The following is a 17,851-nucleotide window of genomic DNA, read 5'->3' on the forward strand; positions in this document are numbered from 1 at the left end:
GCAATGACCATGCAAGTCAGCAAGACCATTGGCGCGACCGGCAAGGTCACGTTGGATGCTCCGATCTTCGATCCCGTCGCCTTCCGCCTGAGCGACGAGCAGGCCGGCATCATTACGCGGGCAAGAGAGATCGGCCAAAGCGTGTTCGCCGGTCGCGCTGCCACCTACGATCGCGAGGCGATCTTCCCGACCGAGAATTATCGCGATCTGCATCGCGTCGGCTTGCTCGGCATCGCCGTTCCCAAGAAACACGGCGGGCTCGGCGCGAACTACCAGACCTATGCGCTGGCGGCGGCCGAGATCGGCCGCTATTGCGGTGCGACTGCGCTGACCTGGAACATGCATGTCTGCTCGACCCTATGGTCGGGCCCGCTCGCCGACGATCTCGACATGGACGCCGAGACCCGCGCCGAGCACGAACGGCGGCGCGCGGTCCATTACAAGCGGATCGTCGATGACGGCGCGATCTATTCGCAGCCCTTCTCGGAGGGCGGTGCGGCCGCCGCCGGCGGCGTCGCGTTCGGCACGGAAGCAAAACCCGTGCAGGGCGGCTGGATCGTCAACGGCAAGAAGATCTTTGCATCGCTCTCCGGTCATGCCGACTATTACGGCGTGCTCTGCACCGAGATCGAGGAAGGCGAAAAGGCGTCCCGCCGCAACACGCTGTATCTCGCCATCTCGGCCAAATCGGAAGGCGTCTCGGTCGTCGGCGACTGGGACCCGCTCGGCATGCGCGGCACGGTCTCACGCACGCTGCTGTTCAAGGATGTGTTCGTGCCGCAAGATTCTGCTCTGATGCCGCGCGGCGTCTACTTCCAGGCGGCGATGCGCTGGCCGCACATGTTCCTGACGTTGTCGCCGACCTACATGGGCCTGGCGCAAGCCGCTTATGATTTCACCGTGCGCTATTTGCGCGGCGAAGTGCCGGGAATGCCGCCCGTTAAGCGGCGGATGTATCCGACCAAGCAGATCGCGGTCGCGCAGATGCAGATCAAGCTCGAGCAGATCAAGGCGATCTGGTTCCAGGCGGTCACCGAAGCCTGTGCCAATCCGAGCAAGGAGCAGGTGCTGCGCGCCTATGCTGCGCAATATTCGGTGATGGAGGGCGCCAACGAGCTCGCCACGCTCGCGATCCGCACCTGCGGCGGCCAGGCCATGCTTCGCTCGCTGCCGCTGGAGCGGATCTACCGCGACAGCCGCTGCGGCTCGCTGATGCTGCCGTGGACCGCCGAATTGTGCCTCGACCGGATCGGGCGCGACGCGCTGTACGAGACCGGCGAGACGGACGACTGACGGTGGACCTCTGCAGTCTGATCGATCGCAACGCGGCGTTTTCGCCAGACAGGACGGCCATTGCCTTCGAGGACGAGCGGCTCAGCTATGCCGCGTTCGCCGCACGCATCGGACGCACCGCGACGGCATTGAAGCAGGAGCTCGGCGTCGGCCGCGGCGACCGTGTTGCCATCCTCAGCCTGAACCGGCCGGACTATCTGGTCCTGCTCTACGCGTGCGCACGGCTGGGTGCGATGCTCGTGCCGCTCAACTGGCGGCTCGCGGTCGCCGAGCAACTCTTCATCCTCACCGATGCCGGCGCCAAGGTGCTGGTGCTCGAGCAAGCATTCGAGGGCGTTCTCCCCGAGCTTGCGCTGGGGACATCCGTTGTCGGCCTCGACTTCACGCCGCATCGTGGCACGACATTCGAAGGCCTGCTGGCGCGCAGCGACGGCAGCAGCCGGAATCCACACACCGATCTATCGTGCCCGCTTCTGATCGTCTACACATCGGGAACAACAGGGCGCCCGAAAGGCGCGGTGCTGCGCCAGGAGGCGCTGTTCTGGAATGGCGTCATGAGCCAGCACATGCATAACATGACGTCCGACGACCACGTGCTGACCGTGCTGCCATTTTTCCACGTCGGCGGCCTCAACATCCAGACAACGCCGGCGCTTCAGTTGGGCGCGACTGTCACCATCCACGCCCGCTTCGCGCCGGACACCGCGCTCGCGGCCATTGAGCACGAGCGGCCGACCCTCACGGTCATGGTGCCTGCGATCATCCAGGCCGTGAGCGAGCATCCTGCCTGGGCGGCGGCCGATCTCTCGTCACTCAAGGCCGTCGCGACAGGCTCGACCATCGTACCGCCGCATCTGATCGAGCGTTTCGTCGCGCGTAATGTCCCGGTGCTTCAGGTTTACGGCTCGACGGAAACCTGCCCGATCGCCGTCTACACGCGGCTCGGCGGCGACCTTTCGCGGGCGGGATCGACCGGGCTTGCCGGCCTGTGCTGCGAAGCGAAGGTGGTCGATCATTCCGGCAATGAGGCGCCAGCTGGCACGCCGGGCGAAATCGCGGTGCGCGGCCCCAATGTGTTCTTCGAATATTGGGGCAACGAGGCCGCAACACGCGATGCGTTGCACGACGGCTGGTATCGCACCGGCGATATCGGCCTGTGCGACGCCGACGGCTATTTCTGGGTGCGCGACCGCAAGAAGAACATGATCATTTCAGGTGGGGAAAACGTCTATCCGGCCGAGGTCGAGCGCGTTCTGCTCGAACACCCCGATGTCAGCGAATGCGCCGTGATCGGCCGGCCTGACCCGCGCTGGGACGAGGTGCCGATCGCCTATGTCATCCCCCGATCCGGCTGCCGGCTCGATACGGACGAGTTGCGAGGCCATCTCCAGGCACAACTCGCCCGCTACAAGGTGCCGCGCGACATCGTCTTCGTCGCCGACCTGCCGCGAACGGCGCTAGGCAAGGTCCAGCATTTCCTGCTGAAGCAGCTCGATGCGCAGTCCCGCGCGCAAGGAGAAGACTCTTGAAGATCGCAGTTCTGGGTGGGGGAAACGGCTCTTTCGCGGCCGCGGGCGATTTTGCGCTATCGGGGCATGAGGTGCGGCTCTGGCGCCGCGATGCCGGTCAGGTCACGGCGCATCGCGCTGCCGGCTCGCGCATTTTGGTGAAGGATCACAACGGCCGCCACGACGTGAAGCTCGCGCTGGTCACGACCGACATGGCGGCGGCCGTCGATGGAACGGAGCTGATCCTGTGCCCCACTCCTGCCTTTGCACAAGCAGATATCGCTCGCCTGCTCGCCCCGCATCTGCGAGACGGCCAGGTCGTGTTTTTGCCGCCGGCAACGTTCGGCTCGATCATCTTCGCCCAGGCGGCGCGGGACGCCGGCAACCACGCCAAGGCAAGCTTTGCCGAAACCGGCACGCTGCCGTGGCTGACCCGCAAGCACGGACCTTTCGAGGTCGCGATCACCATCCGCGCCAAACGGCTTCCGGTCGGGGTGTTCCCGCTCGACCACGCACCGCACGCGCTTGACGTGATCGGACGCGCTTTCCCCGACGCGATCGAGCCGTGCGGAGACGCGCTGTCAGGGGCGTTGATGAATGCCGGCCCGATCATCCATCCGCCGCTGATCGTGATGAATGCAGGTCCAATCGAGCATTTCGAGCGCTGGGACATTCACAAGGAAGGCACCCAGGCCGCGATCCGCCGGGTGACCGACGCACTTGACGCCGAGCGCATCGCCGTGCGCGAAGCGCTCGGCTACGGCGCGCCGCATTTTCCGCTCGCTCATCACTATGCGAAGGAAGGCGAGATCTGGATGTATGGCCGCGGCTCGCATGACCGGCTGACGGACTCCGGCGACTGGCGCGAGCGGATCGTGCTGACGGAGCACCGCTACATGCGCGAGGATCTGCGGCTCGGGCTGTCGCTGCTGGTGTCGGTCGCCGGACTGGCTGGCGTGGCCACGCCGCTGGCCAAAGCGTTCCTGTCGATCGGCGGCGCGATTTGCGGCGATGATTTTGCGCGAGGTGGCAGAACGCTCGGGACGCTGAGGCTCGACAACCTCTGCAAGACCGAATTGCAGACGGTACTCCGCAATGGATTCTGATCGATGACCAATCGCGCTAACATCGTCTGTCTGGGGGCTGGCCGCATGGGGCGCGGCATCGCCGTCGCGTTCGCCTACGCTGGGCACAAGGTCAGGATGATCGACATCAAGGCGCGCTCCGCGGAGGAGTTCGCCAAGCTGAAGGCGGACGCGCTGGGCGAGATCGGGAAGACCTTTGCCAGCCTGTCGAAGCTGGGACTGCTGACCGAAGCGGATGTTGATCCTCTGATCGCGAGGGTCTCGGTGGTGCCGGCGAGCCAGAGCGGCGCGGCGTTGGCCGAAGCCGGAATGGTCTTTGAGGGTGTTCCTGAGGTCGTCGAGCTCAAGCGCGAGGTGCTGGGGGCAGCTTCAAGGCAAATCGGTCCTGACACGATCATCGCATCGACGACATCGACCATCCTCGTCGACGATCTATCCGGTGCGATCGTGAACCCCCGCCGCTTTCTCAACGTGCACTGGCTCAACCCAGCCTATCTGATCCCGCTGGTCGAGGTTTCGCCCGGCAAGGCCACCGACCCCGCCATCATCGTCGAGGTCAAGGCCTTGCTCGAAGGCATCGGCAAGGTGCCGGTCGTCTGTGCGGCGACGCCCGGCTTCATCGTTCCGCGCATCCAGGCGTTGGCGATGAACGAGGCCGCGCGCATGGTCGAGGAAGGCGTCGCCAGTGCCGAGGAGATCGACAAGGCGATCCGCTATGGCTTCGGCTTCCGCTATGCCGTGCTCGGACTGCTCGAGTTCATCGATTGGGGTGGTGGCGACATCTTGTACTATGCCAGCCGCTATCTCGAAGGCGCGCTCGGCAGCGACCGCTATCGGGCGCCGGACGTCATCTCACGCAACATGCATGAAGGCCGGATCGGCTTGCGCACGGGCGCCGGCTTTCTCGACTATTCGGGCATGGACGTCGATGCCTATCGTGTAAAGCGGCTTCAGGCCATGGTGGACCTGCTACGGCACTTCGACCTGGCACGCCCACCCGTGCTCGACCGCAATTAACCGAAGACGTCCTGCAACACGCCTTCGCGAACGACCGCGACGCCGTCGAGCTCGATGGTCGTTCCCATCATCGGCAGGTCGAAGTGTCCCGCCGTATAGCGGCCCGCGAATTCGTTGGCGCCGGTCGAGAACAGGAAATTGCCGGAGACGGCCCGAATCTCGGTGCCGTTGGTGTCCCGCTGGTCGTACATCGACAGCGCTTCATAACGCGCTGCGGGGTTCATGCCGAAACCGACATGCGACACCGCATAGGCCTCGCGATCGCCCCACGCCGCGAGATAGGCGCGCATCATCGCGGCATCCGTGCCCTCGCCTTGGAGTTCGACGACATAGTCGTCTTTCAAGGTCATCGTCACTGGCGACGTCAGATAGCGCTTGAAGGTGAGATTAACGTCGCCGGGCGCCATCACCAGCGTGCCGTTGATCGTCCCGCTCTTGGGGAAGCTGACGACGATGCCACCGGGCCAGTGCGCCAGCGTGCCGGGCTTGTCGGTCCAGCCCCACACACCGACCGTGGACGCGCCGACCATATCGACGTCGAGCGCGGTGCCGGCCTTCGACGTCACCCGCATTCGCTTGGTCCCGCGCAGCATCTTCGCCGCCGTCCGGACGCGCTTCTCGAGCGCGGGATCCGGCACCATCCGCTCCAGCGCCTCGGGATGCTCGTTGGAAATCACCAGGATTCGCGCGCCGGCCTTGAGGATCTCCGGCGTCTCCACCGCGTGCATCAAGCCCTCGATGGTGCAATCCACCACGAAACCGGCCTGCTGAAGCGCACTGATGACCGGACCAAGCTTCTGGATCGCCTCGCTCGCCCCCGTCGAGCGAACCGGAACGATATTCCGGTTGCGCGGCGTCGGCATCACCACGTGAAACGGCCGCGCGCCCAAGCGCAGCAGCGCGAGCTCCGCCAGATGCACGTTCAACGCACGCGACTGGGTTTCGGAGAGGATCGCCGCGGTATCGCCGGCCTTGACGGCACAGCGTTCAAAGATCTCGCAAAATGCGTCGATCCATTTTGCCTCGATGCGATCAGCCAGCATGGTTCACTCCCGGTCTTCCGGTTTCTTCTTGGTCAGTTCAAGCCTCGGGAAAGCCCCGCAGCAAGTATGAACGCAGCGCCCCGAGCAAGCCATTCAGGATCAGGCCCAAGAGCGAGATCGTGATCAGAGGCACGAACATGTCGACGGCCTGAAATGTTCGCGCCGCAGTCACGAGCGCGTGCCCCAATCCATCCGTTGACGTGATCATCTCGGCCAGAAACACCACGATGCAGGAAATGACAAGCCCGATCCGGCATCCAGTCAGGATCGATGGCATCGCCGCCGGCAACACCACCTTGAGGACGATTTCGTAGCGTCGCGTTCCCGCTGCCATCGCCGACCAGATCAGCTTTTGTTCGACGGTCGAGGCACCATAATACGTCGAGAGCAGAATGGGAAAGAGTGCATCCGCGGCCACCAATGTGATTTTCGACCCGTGGCCGAAGCCGAGCAAAAGCAGGAGCGCCGGATAGAGAGCAACCTTGGGCAGCGGGGCCAATACGCGGACGATCGGCCGGACCACGGCATTGATCGCCGGATTTGCGGCGGCGGCAATGCCGATGCTGACACCCAGCACGACAGCAATCGCAAACCCTGCAAACAGCCGGATCAGGGTTGCCGCGATCTCCTGCTGAAACGTCCACGTCACGAGCTGCTGGAGCAGCCGGCTGAAGACAAAGCCCGGCGGCGGCAGCAAGACCGCGGGCGCGAATCCGAATGACACCAGGCCTTGCCACAAGGCGATGACCAGCGCGATCGGGGCAATCCCAAGAAGGACGTTCGCGGAGAGAAGGCGCGACATCACGAGAAGCTCAGCGGCATGTCAAACTGAGGTTCGGACCAACGCACGAGTCTGGCACGAACCCTTTCAAAGATCGCGTCGAGGGAGATTCCCATCGCCCCCACGATGATGATCATCGCAAAGACGGTGTCGTACTGGCCCATGTCCAGCGCATTGAACAGAATGTTGCCGGCGCCGGACTGGCGGGCGATCATCTCACTGGTTATCATCGTGATCAGCGCCAGCACCAGCCCCGTGCGGCAGCCGGTCAGGATCTCCGGCAACGCTGCGGGCAACACGATCCGTACCAGGCGTTGTGCGGGCGAAAGCCCCATGGCAGCACCCGACCACAGCATCTTCTCTTCAACAGCCTTGGCGCCCTCGAAGCTGTGATAGATCACGGGGAGGCTGACGCCCAGGAAGATCACCAATGTCTTGGTAACGTCGCCGACGCCCAGCCAGAGCATGATGATCGGCATCAAGGCGGCCTTCGGCACCGGATAGATCACCATCAGAAGCGGATTGAAAAACGCCGCGACGCCCCGGCTGCGTCCCATCAACAGGCCCAGCGGAATCGAGATGAGCACCGCCACACCGAACCCGAGCGCCATCCGGCGAAGCGACGCCAGGATGTTGATCAGGGATTCCTTGTCGCCGAGAATATCCGGAATTGCCCGGATCGCCTCAGTTGCCGTCGGGAAGCTGTCGTTCTTGAGCGCGAGGGATGCAACCTGCCACACTGCCAGCAATCCGATGCAGGCCAGTACCGGGGCGACCCGTCTGAGCAAGGCGGCCGGCGACATCACGAGGCGGGCCCGGCTTCGTCGCTTTCATCGAACATGCGCTCGATATCGACGACGTATTTCTGATAGCGCGGGTCGAGCAGCAGCTCGCTGCGGCGACGCGGTCTCGGCAGATCAATGTCGATAACCTCTCGGATGCGGCCGGGCGATTTCGACATCATCACGACTTTATCCGAGAGAAAGACGGCTTCGTCCACCGAGTGGGTGACGAACAGCACCGTCTTGCGGTCGCGCTCCCAGATGTTGAGAAGGTCGTTCTGCAGGCGCGTTCTTGTGTGCGCGTCGAGCGCACCGAACGGCTCATCCATCAATAGCACTTCGGGATGGTAGGCAAGCGTCCGCGCCAGCGCCACGCGTTGCTTCATACCGCCCGACAATTCCTTGGGGTAGAAGTTCTCGTAGCCCTTTAGGCCAACCATCTTAATCAGGGCCCGGCTCTGCGCTTCCGCCTCGGCGGCGCGCACGCCCTGCTGACGCGGGCCGTAAATCACGTTGCCCAGCACGGTCTTCCAGGGGAACAGCGCAAACTCCTGGAACACCGGGCCACGATCCGGACCCGGCCCGGTGATCGCATGTCCCTTGATCTTCGCCGAGCCGCTGGTCGGACTGACGAAACCGCCGACGATATAAAGCAGTGTCGACTTGCCACAGCCGGACGGCCCAAGGATGGAAACGAAGGCGCCCTCCTCGATCGTCAGCGAGATGTCCGAAAGCGCCACATGATCCTTGCGCGCCGAAGTCTGAAAGACCTGCGAGACGCGATCGATCTCGATGATCGCAGAAGCCGGCTCTTGTGATGTCACCGGTCTCACCCATTTGCTCGATCTCGCAGGCACTACCGTCATTCCGTCGCTCGCCTTACCGTGAGACACGAGCTTAGCAAGAAGCCTGCCAGACAGGCGATAGTTCTCGCACCGGTACAATGCGTCATTCGAACCACGGCCATTCCGCCGGACCTTCATGTGTTACTGCGCCGCCCGGCGCCTGCCCGACCAATCGCGCATATTTGGCAAGCGCGCCTGCCCGGTGGCGCGGCGGGCGTTGCTTCCAATCTCGTCGACGCGCGGCGAGTTCCTGCTCGTTGAGCAGGACATCCATCCGTCGGTTCGCGGCATCGATCCGGATCTTGTCACCGTCGCGAACGAGCGCCAGTGGACCGCCGACAAATGCCTCGGGGGCCACGTAGCCGATGCACATGCCACGGGTCGCGCCGGAGAACCGGCCGTCCGTGATCAGCGCCACCTTTTCGCCCATGCCCTGCCCGTAGATCAGCGCGGTCACGCCGAGCATCTCACGCATGCCGGGGCCACCGACCGGGCCTTCATTGCGGATCACGAGAACCTCGCCCGCCTTGTAGCTCCGATCACGAACCGCTTTGACGCAAGCCTCCTCATCCTCGAACACGCGCGCCACGCCTTCGAAGAACTGGCTCTTCAAACCCGCAACCTTGATCACCGCCCCGTCGGGACAGAGATTTCCCTTCAGAACCGCCACACCGCCATCAGGCATGATCGGTGCGCGAGACGCGTAAACCACCTCGCCATCGGGAGCGTTGGCTGCGCCATATTCCTCAGCAAGCGTGCGGCCGGTGATGGTGATGCAGCTGCCATCGATGTGACCGCTCTCGATCAGTTCACGGATCACCACCGCCGCGCCGCCGATGTCGTAGACATCCTTTGCGGTGTACTTGCCCCCGGGGCGCAGATTCCCGATCAGCGGCGTCCTAGCAAAGACCTCGCCCACATCATCGATCGTGAACGCGATGCCGGCCTCGTTCGCGATGGCGGGCAGATGTAGCGCGGCATTGGTCGAGCCTCCCGTCGCCGCGACGATCGCCGCGCCGTTCTCGATGGACTTCCGTGTCACGATGTCGCGCGGCAGCGGCCCGCCGCGCTCCAGCATCTCCATGATCAGCCGTCCGGCCCGTCGCGAGATTTGCGCACGCTCTGCATAGACACCGGGCACCATCGAGACGTTGGGAATGGTCAGTCCCATCGCTTCCGAGACCATCCCCATGGTGTTCGCGGTGAACTGGCCGGCGCACGCGCCGATCGTCGGCAGGCAGGCACGCTCGATCCGCTCGAGCGTGGCGCCGTCGATCTCACCAGTCATGAAGCTGCCGACAGCCTCATAGGAATCGAGTACCGTCAGCGTACGCCCGTCTACGCGGCCCGGCAGCGAGCTGCCGCCATAGATGAAAATGGACGGCACATTGCATCGAACCATGCCCATCATCACGCCGGGAAGCGTCTTGTCGCATCCGCCGTATCCGATCAGCGCGTCGTAGGCCAGACCATGAACGACGGCCTCGATCGAGTCGGCGATCAGCTCGCGCGAAAACAGCGAGAACTTCATGCCCTCGTGGTTCATGCTGATGCCGTCGGACACCGAAATGGTCGAGAATTCACGCGGCGTGCCGCCGGCTTCCTCGATGCCGGTCTTGGCCGCGGCCACCTGGAAGTCGTGGGTCATGTTGCAGGGCGTCTGCTCGCCCTTCATGCTAACGACGCCCACCATCGGCCTGGCGATCGCAGCGTCGTCGAGCCCCATCGCGCGCATGAACGCGCGGTGCGGGGCCCGGTCGAGGCCGTCTGTCGTGACTCGTGATCGCAACTTCTTCATACGTGCATCTTCTTCGTGCCCCGTCCCGGATGACCCGGGACGCCGCGCGCACGGGTTCGGATCATCCGCCTGGCCGCCTATTGAAGCGGCGCGACGATCGTCGGATGCTTGAACTGCGCGACATCCAGTTTCGGAAGCATTCCGGTCTCGGCGTAGATGTCCAGCATCTTCTGGATCGCCGGGAAGTTCGGCGCCGCGCCTGGATCACGGCCGAAATCGTTGTCCTTGAGCAGGTAGGTCTCGAGCACCGGGATGGGCGCCTTCAGCACTTCGTTGACGACCTTGAGAGTCTCCTCACGGTTCGCCAGCGCCTTCTTCATGCCCGAGGTAATATCGCGGACATAGGCCTTGACCAATTCCGGGTTCTTGTCGACGAAATCGGCGCGGCAGGCTTCCAGTATGTGCACGATGTTCGGCATGGCCTGGGACAGCGAGAAGAGCTTCCTTGTGCCGCCCTTTGCCTCCGCCCGCGCGGCGAACGGCTGGTTCATATTGACCGCATCGACGCGGCCCTGGCGCAGCGCATCCTCTGATACGGCGAAGCCGACCTCGACCAACTTGATATCCTTGGCTGGATCGACGCCATTCTGCTTCAGAAGCAGGTTGAACGGGCCTTGCGTACCGCCGCCGATCACGGAGATGCCGACCGTCTTGCCCTTGAGATCAGCGATCGTCTTGATGGGCGAGTCATCCATGACGGCCCAGTAGACCGAGAAGCCGCCAGGCTTCTCGAACACGTGCTGGGCCACGATGTAGGCCTTGAGATTGCCGCCGACCACACCATTGGCGAGCGACAGCGGCGCCTGCGTCGCGCAGTCCAGCGCGCCGGCTGCCAAGGCTTGCGTCATCGGCGCAGTACCCTGGAATTGGGTCCATTCGATATTGTAGGCCTTGCCGATATTGGGGAATTCGGTCGGCCTGCGCATCATCCAGTATTTGGATTCCTCGGCCGGGATCGTCCAGCCGACGCGGATCGTCTGCTGCGCCCGTGACGGGCTTGCCCCGGCGCTGACCGCCGCCACCGCCCCCAAAGCCAGGATCCATCTCGAAACGGTTCGCATCGTGCCCACTCCGCTGCTCCGGCGCCGACAGGCGCCACCCAACCCCGACCGGGCTCAAATCTTTCATGGTTCAAACAATCAGGCAAGCCATGCGAGTTCGGCGGTTTTGCCGTCCGATGCGCAATGTATGGTAAAGCGGCGTCGCACTGCGACAGACGGAGGCAACCTATGGCTGATGCGAGCAAGACAAACCCGCAAGACGTCGAGAGACTCGGTTATCTCGGCCTTGGCCTGATGGGAACGCCGATGACCCGACGCCTGCTCAAGGCCGGCCATCAGGTCACTGTCTGGAACCGTTCGGAGAGCAAGGTGGCTCCGCTCGCCGAGGCCGGAGCCAGGCCCGCAATCACTCCTCGTGATCTCCTGACGAACGTCGATATCGCCTTCATGTGCGTGACGGATGCCGCGGCCGTCGAGGAGGTGATCTTCGGGCCTGAGGGGCTGGCAGCGGCGCCCGGCGCAGGCAAGCTTGTCGTCGACTTCTCCTCGATACATCCCGACGCCGCGCGCGATCTGGCAAAGCGGCTGAAAGCCGCCAATGGCGCCGGCTGGATCGATGCACCGGTTTCCGGCGGAACGAAGGGCGCCGAGGAAGGCACCCTTGCGATCATGGCCGGCGGAGAAGCAGACGAGATCGAGAGGGTACGCCCCTACGTGCTGGCCATGGCGCGCAGGTTCACCCACATGGGCCCGACCGGCGCCGGCCAGACCACGAAACTCTGCAATCAGGTGATCGTGGGATGCGCGATGGCCGTGCTGGCAGAAGCCACGCGTCTGGCCGTCAACGCCGGTATCGACGCCAATCGCCTGCCCGAAGCGCTCGCCGGCGGTTTCGCGGACTCAATCCCGCTTCAGCTTTTCGTACCGAGAATGGTGCAAGGCATTCACTCGCCCCCGCTCGGTCACGTTGCCACGATGCTCAAGGATCTCGATACGGTCGCCGACGTCGCTCAGGCGACTTCGACGCCGGTGCCGATGGCCTCGCTAGCGGGGCAGCTTTTCAGGCTGGCCAAGGTCGCACGCGGCGCGGAAGCGGACGCGCTGGAGATTTACAAGCTTTCAGCGGCGGAGCGCTAAGCTGTCGACCGCGATCTGGGCGCGTCAAGGGGACGGCTTGCGCTCGTCATCTGCGAGGAAGCGGCCGAATGTCCCTCGCGCGAAGAGCAGCGGCTCCTTCGCACCGTAGGTGTAGGCCTCGACCGCGCCGAGGAAGATCACATGGTCGCCGCCATAGTAGCGATTCACGGAGCGGCATTGAAAATTGGCGACGCTCTCCGCAAGCACTGGCGCTCCGCCGAGGCCCGGCGTCCAGTCCACACCCGTGAACTTGTCGTCGGACGACTTGGCGAATTTTGTCGCAAGCGCCTGTTGCGAGGCTCCAAGCACGTTGACAGTGAAATGGCTGGCATTCTGGAAGATGGTCAGACTCGAGGAATAGACGACCAGACTCCACAGGACCAGCGGAGGATTCAGCGAGACCGAGGCGAACGAATTGCAGGTCAGTCCGTAGGGCTTGCCGTCGGGCGCTGCGGCCGTGATGATCGTCACGCCCGTTGCATAGGTTCCGAGTGCGTTGCGAAAGTCGCGAGGATCGATCGACGAACTGTCGCTCGCGAACTCGTTGGCGGGATCGGGAGCGCTGGGCTGCTGCGGCAGATCATTCATCGGCCGGCCTCACAGCGTGAGATTTTCGGACGGCAGGCCCAGCGCCACCCGTCCATAGTTCGTGCCGGCCGCATCGAAGTTGAATGCGAGATGCGAGTTGATCGCGTGCGCATCGCGGAATTGCCGCTGCAACACGCCGCTCGTGAACAGGCCCCGCGCGCCGCTCGCGGCAAACAGCATCGAGACCGCGTCCGTGCACAAATTCACCGAGAAAGATCCGTCGCGCCGATAACGGGTCTTGGTCGCCATGTCAGGGATGTGACCGCGCCGCACTTCCTCCATGGCGTCGAGGCAGGCCGACCGCATGATCAGGCGCGCGGCGTCAATCTTCGCCGAGGCCTCCGCGATTTTGATCTGGGTGCTCTGGAAGTCGCTGAGTTTGGCGCGATTGTAGGTCGAAATACGGTGACGTGCGACCTCTATGTAATCGTCGAGGCACGCCTGCGCATTCCCCAGCGCGACGCCGGAGAGGACGTATGGGAACAGCGAGAACACGGGCAGCGCGTATAGCGGATTTGGATTGACCGTGCTTCCCGGCGTCGGGCCGCCTGAGAGATCACCGACGGCGACCGTCATGTGGTCAGCCACAAAGGCATCCCTGACCTCCACGTCGCAAGACCCCGTCCCGCGCAGTCCCGCGACATTCCAGGTGTCCAGCACCTTGTAATCGGCCTTTGGCAGCAGAAAAATCCGATACTCGATACCGTCCGCCTCGTCGTCGGAGTAGACCACGCTTGCAAGCATGTTCCACTCGCAGGAGGCCACGCCGGAAGAGAACGGCCAGCTGCCGTGCAATTGATATCCGCCCGCGACTCGCGTGGCGCGTCCGGCGGGAAAAATGAACGAGGATGCGATCAGCGCGTCCGGATCACGACCCCAGACCAGATCCTGCGCCCTCGGCTCGAACATGCCGAGCATCCAGTGATGGCTTGCCAGATTGGCGAGATTCCAGGCGACAGACGCATCCGCCTGTCCGAGCAGCTCAGCGCAGTCGACAAGAGCGACATAGTCAAGCTCGGCGCCGCCAATCCGTGCCGGTTGGAGCATCCGGAACAGGCCGGCCTCGTGGAGATCCCTCTCGGTTTCCGACGGAAGATGCCGCAACTCCTCCGTTCGCACCGCCCGCTCGCGTAGTCGCGGCAGGAGGGCCCGGGCTTTTGCGATCATTGCCGCATAGGCGCCTTCGCCGGCTTCCGGTCCGGTGGGCTGACCCATGCTCGGCTTTCGACCTGGCGCCATTCGTGTCCCTCACTTTCGCGTATTTATGCGGCCGGCCCTTCACCAAATCAAGCCAAGGCGGCCCGCATCACAAGCATCGATTCATGCCGCGCGATGCCTGTTGCCTGGGGGCCGACCGCGCCGGCCTAGACCGGCGTCGAGGGCTTACCCGAGCCAAAGACGCCCTTCCGGGTGAACTCCGTGATCCGACGCTCGTCATAACCGAGCATGCTGCGCAAGACGTCGACTGTATGCTCACCTAGCAGAGGGGCCGCGACGGCATCGATCGCGCCGGTCAGGCTCATGGTAATCGGCGGCTCGATGTTCGGCACCCATTCCGCTGTAGGGTGCGGAATTCGGCTCAAGCGATGTCGCTCGCGAGCCTCTGGCGCATTGAACCCCTCCTCGACCGTCCGGAGATAGCCGACCGGAATATTGGCCTGCTTCATCTTCGCCATCCAGTTCTCGAGCGTATCGCCGGCAAAGACCTCCGCAATGGCTGCCCGCAAAAGCTCCTTGTTCTCGGAGCGCGCCTTGCGCGTGGCAAACTCCGGATCGTTGATGAGATCCGGGCGGTTGAACACTTCAACCACGAGCCGGCGATAGAGCCGATCGTTGGCGCAGGCCATGTAAAGCGGCCCGTCCGATGCTTCATAGACGCCGACGGTGGGAGACCCGCTCGGTGAGTTGCCGAACCGGCCGGGATTTTCGCCATTGATGAGATACGCCATGCCGTAGAAGCCAGTCATCCCCATCGCAACGTCGAACAACGCGACTTCGACACGCTGCCCGCGGCCGAGCCGGTCCCGCGCCAACAGCGCCAGCAGGATGGCGTTACAGGCTGACATCCCCGTCGCCATGTCCACGATGGGCGGGCCGGTACGAACTGCCGGGCCGTCGGCAAATCCATTGAGCGACATGAAGCCGCTCTCCGCCTGCGTGATGGGATCGAAGCCGGGGCGCGAGGCGAAGGGCCCGGAGCGCCCGTAGGCGGAGATCGAACAATAGACCAGACGGGGATTGAGCGGGGCGACCGCCTCATAGTCGAGCCCGAACTTCTTCATGACGCCGCTCGAGAAATTCTCCACGACCACATCCGCCTTGCGGATCAGATCCAGCGCGATCTCGCGGGCCTCCGGTACGGCAAGATCGAGCGCAATACCGCGCTTGTTGCGGTTCAGGCTGAGATAGGCGGCGCTTTCGCCGCCAATTTCTGCGTGCTCGTAGGCGCGGGTGTCGTCGCCGCCATCGGGATTTTCGATCTTGATGACGTGCGCGCCAAAATCCGCAAGCGTCTGCGTGCAGGCGGGGCCGGCGACGACACGCGTGAAATCGATGACCAGCAGACCGTCGAGCGCACTCGGTCCTTCCGTCGCTCGCGACGAACGTTCCGGCAATTGAGGCTTGGTCGGCATCTCTGGCGCTCCCTTTACATCGGCTTATGGCCGCCGAATTTCCTGCAAGAGCAAACTTAAAGCCCGGCGCCGCCAACTTCGCAAGGGTCTCGCTCGCGCCGTCTGAAACGCAAAAACGGCCCGGCAGCTGTTGAGCTGCCGGGCCGTTGATATTTGAGCGTATGGAGGCTGCGCGCATCTTGCGCAGCCACTCTAGCTAGAGAAGATCACGTTAGCCTGAGAAGGTCACGTTCCGCGTGACGGGAAACCACGCATATTGCTCAACGCAGCCACTTTCGCCAATAAAGCGTATGCGACCAGGCCCAGGGCGCTTCGGGCTCGTACAGCCGATAACCCGTATGGATGAAATTGTTGGCGGATACCGGATTGTCCGTCGTATCCGACACGATGCTGTCCCATCCGAGACGCCGCCCACGCGCCTCGATCGCTCGCATCAGCCTGCGCTGAAGTCCCCGCCCCCAATGCCGCTGCAAGACCCCGACCCGGCAAAAATATCCGCTGTTTCGCGCATGCGTCGACGGCACGACACCGGCGAAGGCCACCGCATCATCATCGTGGTAGGCGAGCCACCACGTACCCGATTCGAACTGCGGGAGGGCCGCCCCACCGAAGAATGTCAGCCGGTGCAAATCGCCGAGAACATCGGCAGTCTCATCATCGTCCGCATCGGCGATACGAATTCTGTACATGGGATACCTATTGGCGGGCGTCATCGGGAGTGAGTGGCCTGCGATGCCGTAGTGGTCGAGGCTCACTTGCCCAGCACGACCTTGACGCCGAGCCAGACCGCCCCCATCAGACCGGTCGCAATCTTGTCGCTGAACAGCCTGAAGCCGTGGCCGAGCCGAAGGCTCGCGATCTTGCCTTCGATCAGACGCTTGGAGGATTGCGCCAGCGTCCGCTGCGCCTCGCGAATGCAGACCGCCAGCGTGCCGCGGTCGGCCTGGCAGGTCTCGACCAGGAGCTCGCCGAAGAAATGCGATTTGCCCGAGCCGCGCCCGCCGTAAACGCCCTTGTAGCGCGCGGGCTTCAGCAGCGGCTCGAAGATCTTCGCCGTCGGAATTTTCAGGATGGACACTGGATGCGCTCGCTCGCCTCAGGGCAGGCCGGTGTGCCCGCGCCACATCGCGGACCGGTTCTCTCGCTCGCCGCATCGCCCGCATTCTTCACACCGACACCAATCGAGATCGAAATCGAGATATCCGGCACCTCAGGCCTTCGGGCCGGCATCGCCCTCGACGGCGTCGTCCGGACGCACGATGACGCGCTCGACCCGGTGGACCAATTCCGTCGCGCCGTCTTCGCCGCTCTCGATCGGCTGCGCGGCCTTGCCCCATCCACGATCGAGGATGGCGTTGGCCGCCGAGAGGCGCACCGCCGGCGTGGCTTCGTCGCTGCGCATGATGCCGACGAGAACCCTGAGAGCCGTCCTAGTATGGCTGCGCGCCAGCGAGCGGATCTCGGTCAGGGTTCGTGCCCGCGACGTCTTCCGGACCGCGGGCTTGGGGGACGGCTCGCTTGCGAGCCCGCCTTCGACGTACTCGTTCACGACAGCGTCTCCCACAGCACGATTGCGACCAGGCCCGCGAGCGCCAGCGATATCAGATAGGCGGTCATCATCCTCCATGCGAAGAAAATGCGCGGCAGATCGCGCCAGGCGAGGCGCGATCGTTTCGGGCGCGAACCCTATCTCCGTGTCTTCCGGAGACCGCAGCGGCGCGGGCGATGAGCCCTGCGCCGCGGGCCGGCACGTTCGCGCGTGCACGGCCAGCAATGGTTCGGACGGCGGCGCGCCGATCGGCGCTCCAGGTTTGACGAGTGCGTGGCCGCAATGCGCCGCCGCCGTCCGATTCTGAAACCGAGACGAAAAACCCGCGGCGGATGTGCTCCGCGCGGGTGAACCAAACTCGTCTCGATAATGTCACTATGCCGGTATTTTGCCCGACGTGTCAAAGCCCCGTTGAAATGAAACAGCCCGCCGCGGATATCGTCCGCGCGGGCTGAACCAAACTTCTTTCGATGATGTCATTCTGCCAGTGTTTTGCCCGACGAGTCAAACGAACGAACGCGCCCGGCCGGCGTTGGTCGATCTGGAGGACCGCCATGATGACCCCGACACATCGAGAGACATCGCACGGCGATGACAAGTCGCGAAGTGACAAGAAGCGTGACGTGCAGGAGGCGATCATCGAAGACGCCGCCGAAACCGGGGACAGCGGCCGCGACCTCGTGCACGGCGAGGGCGGCACCATCGAGCTGCCCACCAGGCCCGGCGATTTGTCGAAGGACGACTAGGCTATCAGGAACTTACCCGTCGAGGGCCGCGTTGAGTCGTCGCTG

At 63.8% G+C, this 17,851-nt stretch carries 18 protein-coding genes; 6 read left to right on the top strand and 12 right to left on the bottom strand.

Annotated elements, in window-relative coordinates; all coding sequences use genetic code 11:
* Positions 1 to 3: 3 nt before the first annotated feature.
* Genes C7G42_RS25325 through C7G42_RS25340 form a run of 4 tightly spaced genes read left to right on the top strand, consistent with a single transcriptional unit; the run spans position 4 to position 4,903 of the window.
* Positions 4 to 1,293 carry an acyl-CoA dehydrogenase family protein gene (locus C7G42_RS25325; protein ID WP_106951653.1) on the top strand — a complete coding sequence of 430 codons (1,290 nt, stop codon included), beginning with the start codon at positions 4 to 6 and terminating at the stop codon, positions 1,291 to 1,293.
* Between the two features lie 2 nt (positions 1,294 to 1,295).
* Positions 1,296 to 2,822: a class I adenylate-forming enzyme family protein gene (locus tag C7G42_RS25330; RefSeq protein ID WP_106951654.1), complete on the top strand. Its 1,527-nt coding sequence runs from the start codon at positions 1,296 to 1,298 to the stop codon at positions 2,820 to 2,822.
* Positions 2,819 to 3,907, top strand: coding sequence for an NAD/NADP-dependent octopine/nopaline dehydrogenase family protein (locus tag C7G42_RS25335; RefSeq protein WP_106951655.1), 1,089 nt, complete (start codon positions 2,819 to 2,821; stop codon positions 3,905 to 3,907). The genes C7G42_RS25330 and C7G42_RS25335 overlap by 4 nt, the downstream gene beginning before the upstream one ends.
* Positions 3,908 to 3,910: 3 nt before the next feature.
* Positions 3,911 to 4,903, top strand: coding sequence for a 3-hydroxybutyryl-CoA dehydrogenase (locus tag C7G42_RS25340; RefSeq protein ID WP_106951656.1), 993 nt, complete (start codon positions 3,911 to 3,913; stop codon positions 4,901 to 4,903).
* Here the strand turns inward: C7G42_RS25340 and C7G42_RS25345 are convergent.
* From C7G42_RS25345 to C7G42_RS25370, 6 genes are all read right to left on the bottom strand, one after another.
* Positions 4,900 to 5,946: a 2,5-dihydroxypyridine 5,6-dioxygenase NicX family protein gene (locus C7G42_RS25345; protein ID WP_106951657.1), complete on the bottom strand. Its 1,047-nt coding sequence runs from the start codon at positions 5,944 to 5,946 to the stop codon at positions 4,900 to 4,902. The genes C7G42_RS25340 and C7G42_RS25345 overlap by 4 nt on opposite strands.
* Positions 5,947 to 5,983: 37 nt before the next feature.
* A complete protein-coding gene (locus C7G42_RS25350) occupies positions 5,984 to 6,748 on the bottom strand; it encodes an ABC transporter permease (protein ID WP_199581130.1) in 765 nt (254 codons plus the stop codon).
* Positions 6,748 to 7,533 carry an ABC transporter permease gene (locus tag C7G42_RS25355; protein WP_199581131.1) on the bottom strand — a complete coding sequence of 262 codons (786 nt, stop codon included), beginning with the start codon at positions 7,531 to 7,533 and terminating at the stop codon, positions 6,748 to 6,750. Before C7G42_RS25355 ends, C7G42_RS25350 begins: the two co-directional genes overlap by 1 nt.
* Positions 7,530 to 8,375 (bottom strand): ABC transporter ATP-binding protein, encoded by an 846-nt coding sequence (locus C7G42_RS25360; protein WP_106951660.1) that lies wholly within the window; start codon positions 8,373 to 8,375, stop codon positions 7,530 to 7,532. Before C7G42_RS25360 ends, C7G42_RS25355 begins: the two co-directional genes overlap by 4 nt.
* 82 nt (positions 8,376 to 8,457) lie before the next feature.
* Positions 8,458 to 10,152 (bottom strand): dihydroxy-acid dehydratase, encoded by a 1,695-nt coding sequence (ilvD, locus tag C7G42_RS25365; RefSeq protein WP_106951661.1) that lies wholly within the window; start codon positions 10,150 to 10,152, stop codon positions 8,458 to 8,460.
* Positions 10,153 to 10,229: 77 nt separating this feature from the next.
* Positions 10,230 to 11,213, bottom strand: coding sequence for an ABC transporter substrate-binding protein (locus C7G42_RS25370; RefSeq protein ID WP_106951751.1), 984 nt, complete (start codon positions 11,211 to 11,213; stop codon positions 10,230 to 10,232).
* Between the two features lie 168 nt (positions 11,214 to 11,381).
* Here C7G42_RS25370 and C7G42_RS25375 point away from each other — a divergent pair, with 168 nt between their 5' ends.
* Positions 11,382 to 12,290 carry an NAD(P)-dependent oxidoreductase gene (locus C7G42_RS25375; protein WP_199581132.1) on the top strand — a complete coding sequence of 303 codons (909 nt, stop codon included), beginning with the start codon at positions 11,382 to 11,384 and terminating at the stop codon, positions 12,288 to 12,290.
* A 24-nt stretch (positions 12,291 to 12,314) separates the two neighbouring features.
* On the opposite strand, the gene C7G42_RS25380 is transcribed toward C7G42_RS25375, so the two are convergent.
* The 6 genes from C7G42_RS25380 to C7G42_RS25405 all read right to left on the bottom strand — a co-directional run bounded on the left by C7G42_RS25380 (position 12,315) and on the right by C7G42_RS25405 (position 17,060).
* Complete coding sequence (locus C7G42_RS25380; RefSeq protein ID WP_106951663.1) at positions 12,315 to 12,878, bottom strand: flavin reductase family protein; 564 nt, start codon at positions 12,876 to 12,878, stop codon at positions 12,315 to 12,317.
* Between the two features lie 9 nt (positions 12,879 to 12,887).
* Entirely contained in the window at positions 12,888 to 14,117 is a 1,230-nt protein-coding gene (locus C7G42_RS25385; protein ID WP_106951664.1) for an acyl-CoA dehydrogenase family protein, read from the bottom strand.
* Positions 14,118 to 14,242: 125 nt separating this feature from the next.
* Positions 14,243 to 15,511: a CaiB/BaiF CoA transferase family protein gene (locus C7G42_RS25390; RefSeq protein WP_106951665.1), complete on the bottom strand. Its 1,269-nt coding sequence runs from the start codon at positions 15,509 to 15,511 to the stop codon at positions 14,243 to 14,245.
* Positions 15,512 to 15,771: 260 nt separating this feature from the next.
* Entirely contained in the window at positions 15,772 to 16,200 is a 429-nt protein-coding gene (locus C7G42_RS25395; protein ID WP_106951666.1) for a GNAT family N-acetyltransferase, read from the bottom strand.
* Between the two features lie 62 nt (positions 16,201 to 16,262).
* Positions 16,263 to 16,589, bottom strand: a complete 327-nt coding sequence (locus tag C7G42_RS25400) for a phage terminase large subunit (RefSeq protein WP_245427947.1) — start codon at positions 16,587 to 16,589, stop codon at positions 16,263 to 16,265.
* A 132-nt stretch (positions 16,590 to 16,721) separates the two neighbouring features.
* Positions 16,722 to 17,060 (bottom strand): hypothetical protein, encoded by a 339-nt coding sequence (locus tag C7G42_RS25405; RefSeq protein ID WP_106951667.1) that lies wholly within the window; start codon positions 17,058 to 17,060, stop codon positions 16,722 to 16,724.
* 554 nt (positions 17,061 to 17,614) lie between these two features.
* Here C7G42_RS25405 and C7G42_RS25410 point away from each other — a divergent pair.
* The gene (locus C7G42_RS25410) at positions 17,615 to 17,806 is read left to right on the top strand and encodes a hypothetical protein (protein ID WP_106951668.1); all 192 of its coding nucleotides are present in this window, start codon (positions 17,615 to 17,617) and stop codon (positions 17,804 to 17,806) included.
* Positions 17,807 to 17,851: the final 45 nt, after the last annotated feature.

The organism is Bradyrhizobium sp. MOS003 (genome assembly GCF_003020125.1).
Classification (GTDB): Bacteria; Pseudomonadota; Alphaproteobacteria; order Rhizobiales; family Xanthobacteraceae; genus Bradyrhizobium.

What these genes read in the sequence shown, in the direction of transcription:
- C7G42_RS25325 (WP_106951653.1), top strand. Translation starts at nt 4, where the DNA reads ATGACCATGCAAGTCAGCAAGACCATTGGCGCGACCGGCAAGGTCACG.
- C7G42_RS25340 (WP_106951656.1), top strand. Translation starts at nt 3,911, where the DNA reads ATGACCAATCGCGCTAACATCGTCTGTCTGGGGGCTGGCCGCATGGGG.
- C7G42_RS25345 (WP_106951657.1), bottom strand. Translation starts at nt 5,946, where the DNA reads ATGCTGGCTGATCGCATCGAGGCAAAATGGATCGACGCATTTTGCGAG.
- C7G42_RS25350 (WP_199581130.1), bottom strand. Translation starts at nt 6,748, where the DNA reads ATGTCGCGCCTTCTCTCCGCGAACGTCCTTCTTGGGATTGCCCCGATC.
- C7G42_RS25360 (WP_106951660.1), bottom strand. Translation starts at nt 8,375, where the DNA reads ATGACGGTAGTGCCTGCGAGATCGAGCAAATGGGTGAGACCGGTGACA.
- ilvD (WP_106951661.1), bottom strand. Translation starts at nt 10,152, where the DNA reads ATGAAGAAGTTGCGATCACGAGTCACGACAGACGGCCTCGACCGGGCC.
- C7G42_RS25370 (WP_106951751.1), bottom strand. Translation starts at nt 11,213, where the DNA reads ATGCGAACCGTTTCGAGATGGATCCTGGCTTTGGGGGCGGTGGCGGCG.
- C7G42_RS25375 (WP_199581132.1), top strand. Translation starts at nt 11,382, where the DNA reads ATGGCTGATGCGAGCAAGACAAACCCGCAAGACGTCGAGAGACTCGGT.
- C7G42_RS25380 (WP_106951663.1), bottom strand. Translation starts at nt 12,878, where the DNA reads ATGAATGATCTGCCGCAGCAGCCCAGCGCTCCCGATCCCGCCAACGAG.
- C7G42_RS25385 (WP_106951664.1), bottom strand. Translation starts at nt 14,117, where the DNA reads ATGGCGCCAGGTCGAAAGCCGAGCATGGGTCAGCCCACCGGACCGGAA.
- C7G42_RS25390 (WP_106951665.1), bottom strand. Translation starts at nt 15,511, where the DNA reads ATGCCGACCAAGCCTCAATTGCCGGAACGTTCGTCGCGAGCGACGGAA.
- C7G42_RS25395 (WP_106951666.1), bottom strand. Translation starts at nt 16,200, where the DNA reads ATGTACAGAATTCGTATCGCCGATGCGGACGATGATGAGACTGCCGAT.
- C7G42_RS25410 (WP_106951668.1), top strand. Translation starts at nt 17,615, where the DNA reads ATGATGACCCCGACACATCGAGAGACATCGCACGGCGATGACAAGTCG.